Here is a 3,477-nt window from a genome sequence, read left to right on the forward strand (position 1 = left end):
TTTTTATTCATAATTCCAGTAACAAAGTTAATCGAGTCTTTTATACGATAAGAAGTAATTACAAATGGAACCGTGGATGTGTCTTCCAGTGTACGATCACACCATCACTATGACACAAGTCCCTAATATCCACGGTTTCATTGATTATTTGGAAATTAGATTGGCAAAACAGAATAAAATGATTTCAGATATAGATAACTTGTAAAATGCTACTTTCTTTTTCGTTGGCCTGGTTTGTTTTGGCCTGGGACTCTTTTTAGGATAAATCTTTTTCTAAAATTGTCCTTGTTTCGTGTGATGGATATAGTTCCATGTCGTTCTCTTGATGGAACCTTTGGAGTTTGTCCTCTTACTTTTCCTGCTTTAGTAAGCGNACCGTGTCGTTCTCTTGATGGAACTTTTGGAGTTTGTCCTCTTACTTTTCCTGCTTTAGTAAGCGATCCGTGAGTTGGCACGAATCAACTTTTATTTTAATTCAATTTATGTATTTGGTTTTAGAAGAGTCTTACCAGTATTTTGCCTTGATGGTCTCAATTACTCTCTCGTGTTCTGCACCTTTTCTTCTTGCATATTTTTCCATCGCAGTAAGTGGAACACCACCCAATGCTCTTGCAAGACCTGTGAATGCCTTTTTCTTTAGAGTATTGTTGCTTCCAGTCTTGTCCATGAATTTCTGGATTCCATACTTGAAGTTGTGCTGCCATGTCTTGTACATGACACCAAGTTGTGGTGCAGTCAATTCATTTCCAATATCAAAGAATTCAGATTTTTCAAGCAATCCAATTGGGACAAATGTAAGAGGTGTTACTGTAAACTGAGATTCAGGCTGTTCAAGTTCTAGCTCGTTTATGAGTCGTATTGTATCCCATCCATCTTCTTCTGTTTCTGCATTGTCAAGGCCCATGATTAGTGTAAATGCAGGAATCCAGTGATTCTCGTTTAGGGTCTTTACTCCCTCTTTTACAACCCAGTGCCATTCTTCTGGCTTGTATGGAGCAAGTTTTCTGTCTGCATATTTTCCAATCAATCTTAGGCTTCCAGTTTCAAATCCACATTGTACACCAGTCTTGTTGTTAGGACCTGATTTTATTATCTTGGACAAGTTAGGAAGTAGTTTTTCATCGGCAATTGCACCAGCCAAGGTACCGTGGGTTGGGTTGGTGTGTTCAATTCCACATGACATGACAGCCTTGAAGAGTTCTTCTAATGCCTCTCTGTTTGGAGCCATGTTCTTTGTCTTTCTCGGATCAAGTCCGTAGACGAAGATATCATCACTGTGTAGCCATGCATTACGCTGGCCACCTTTCTTTATGTTTACCTCAATCTCTTGTTTTACTTTTTCAGGTGAATAGTATCTTAATGGTCGTAGTGTAACATCACAAAACTTGCAGCCTCTTCCACATCCTCGCATGACTTCTACCATTCCGTGCATACTTGGTTCTACGATGTTTGGTATGCTTTCAACATCTGGCTCATCCCAATAGTGGATAAATCTTCCATGGAACTTGTTTTCATCTTTTCCAAATTCTTTTACTTCAACTTTGAAATCACTCTTGACAAATGGATTCATGTTTTCAAAGTCTCCAGCAATTAGTTTGTTGAAGAATTCTCCAGCATGTCCGTCAATTTCTGGTGCAATGCCACCAAGTTCTCCTTCCAAGACTGCATACAATCCATATTCTTGAATCTTCTTTGGATCATAGTTGTACTGCCAAGTTCCAGAAGCTCCTGCAATAACTTTGGCATGACTTCCGTTTTTCTTTTTTGCAGCATTAATCTTCATGTGTAAATCGCGATTGTAAAATTCATCATATGATGTCTGTTTTCTACCATAAGTAAATGTCATAGTTACAGGACCCATTCCAAGAGGATCCATTTCATAAGTTCCAACCACCTCAGTTTCAGGACCAATGAACTTGTCCACATGATCAGGATGTGCTACTACAACTTCGTTTCTCTTGTATCCATCACGCAAAAGAGCAGCTTCTACTTTTCTTAATCCATATGGAGCATAGTTTGCAATACCGTTTTTGTGTCCTATTGGATTACAGATAAAGTCAAAGAGAACCTTTGGAGTAACTTGGTCTTTTAGGATATAGTACCAGAAACTGTTTTTTGGTCTGTGTGGATCTACTGCAGGAGCGCAACCAAAGAAGGTTGCAAGTGATATTCCACGATATGGTGACATCAAAGTGCGGTCTGCAGTCAGTACTATCTTAGCCAATTTTCAATTTGAATGGATTTTTATAGCATTTTAAGTTTTCCGGAATTCCCAAAATCTAATAATTATCAATTATGCCTGATTTGCTTCTGTGAGTGTATCCAAACTCCTTGTTTGCAAGTAGAGTGGTACCATCAAAGACAGTTCCATCCTTGCATGCCATTACATCTCCAAAGCAACAACTTCCACAGATTCCAATTCCGCACTTCATCATACGTTCAATGCTTGCCTCAACGTGGATCTTGTTTGTGGATGCAATTTGTACAACTTTGTGCATCATTTTTTCAGGGCCGCATGTATAGACTGCATCAAATCTGTTTTCTTTTAGCAGTTTTTCCATGGCATCGGTGACAAGGCCTTTCTCGCCATAGCTTCCATCTTCTGTTGCAACAATCACTTTGTGCGTGGTCCCTTCAAGCAGTTTGTTTGCCAAGTCTTCAAAAAAGACCTCGGACTTGGTCTTGGCACCCATGATTATTGTAACATTATCGCTTTTCTGGAAAAATGTTACCAGTCGTATCAATGGGACAAGTCCTGTTCCTCCTCCGACAAGGAGTAGATTTCCTTGCTTGACAGTAAATGAATTTCCATATGGTCCACGAATGCCTATTTTGTCTCCAACTTTTTTTGAAAACAATTCAGTTGTAGCAAGTCCATGTTTTCGTACTGTAAATGCCGCTTTTCCGTGTTCTCGTGATATCATCACACTCATTGGTATTTCATTCACACCAGGTATCCACACCATTGCAAATTGCCCTGGAAGAACTTTGGACATGATTTCATCAGAGAAATACATGGTACGAACAGTGGGTGTTTCATCCACCACTTTTTCTATTGTTACAATCTTTGGAGTATCAAAACTTTTTTGCAATTCCAACCATCTCACTTAATTTTCTATAATTCTTTTTTTCCATGTATTTAGATATTCCATTGTTGATATCAGAGAAGACACCTGTCCATTTTTCTCCAACTGCACTGCCAATCTGCACAGCGCTTGCACCTGCAAGTAAAAATTCTACTGCGTCATCCCATGTAGAGATTCCGCCGCAGCCAATAATTGGAATGTCAAATTTTGAAGAAATTTCATACACACATCTTACTGCTACAGGCTTGATTGGAGGGCCAGACAGACCACCAATCTTGTGGCTTAAAATTGGTCGCGCTGTTTCAACATCAATTGCCATGGCCCTTAGTGTGTTTATTGCCGTGATTCCATCAATGCCACTTTCACATGCAGTTCTCACAGTTTCTAAATA

At 39.3% G+C, this 3,477-nt stretch carries 4 protein-coding genes and 1 pseudogene; all 5 read right to left on the reverse strand.

The genetic code is table 11. From position 1 onward, the window contains the following. Positions 1 to 209: 209 nt before the first annotated feature. Positions 210 to 373, reverse strand: a 164-nt coding sequence (locus DYY66_RS07100; RefSeq protein WP_255496323.1) for a 30S ribosomal protein S30e, incomplete at its 5' end; no start/stop codon positions are given. Between the two features lies 1 nt (position 374). Then, a pseudogene (locus DYY66_RS15420) lies at positions 375 to 455 on the reverse strand (30S ribosomal protein S30e); the annotation flags it as partial. Between the two features lie 50 nt (positions 456 to 505). Further along, positions 506 to 2,188 carry a radical SAM protein gene (locus tag DYY66_RS07105; protein ID WP_166287499.1) on the reverse strand — a complete coding sequence of 561 codons (1,683 nt, stop codon included), beginning with the start codon at positions 2,186 to 2,188 and terminating at the stop codon, positions 506 to 508. 91 nt (positions 2,189 to 2,279) lie between these two features. Next, the gene (locus DYY66_RS07110; RefSeq protein WP_166287478.1) at positions 2,280 to 3,092 is read right to left on the reverse strand and encodes a dihydroorotate dehydrogenase electron transfer subunit; all 813 of its coding nucleotides are present in this window, start codon (positions 3,090 to 3,092) and stop codon (positions 2,280 to 2,282) included. Beyond that, positions 3,076 to 3,477, reverse strand: a 402-nt coding sequence (locus tag DYY66_RS14525; RefSeq protein ID WP_255496314.1) for a DUF561 domain-containing protein, incomplete at its 5' end; no start/stop codon positions are given. The genes DYY66_RS07110 and DYY66_RS14525, both read right to left, overlap by 17 nt.

It is taken from the genome of Candidatus Nitrosotalea sp. FS (assembly GCF_011319475.1).
Lineage (GTDB): Archaea > Thermoproteota > Nitrososphaeria > Nitrososphaerales > Nitrosopumilaceae > Nitrosotalea.

Excerpts from the sequence above, each read along its gene's own strand:
- DYY66_RS07105 (WP_166287499.1), bottom strand. The coding sequence starts at position 2,188 with ATGTCACCATATCGTGGAATATCACTTGCAACCTTCTTTGGTTGCGCT.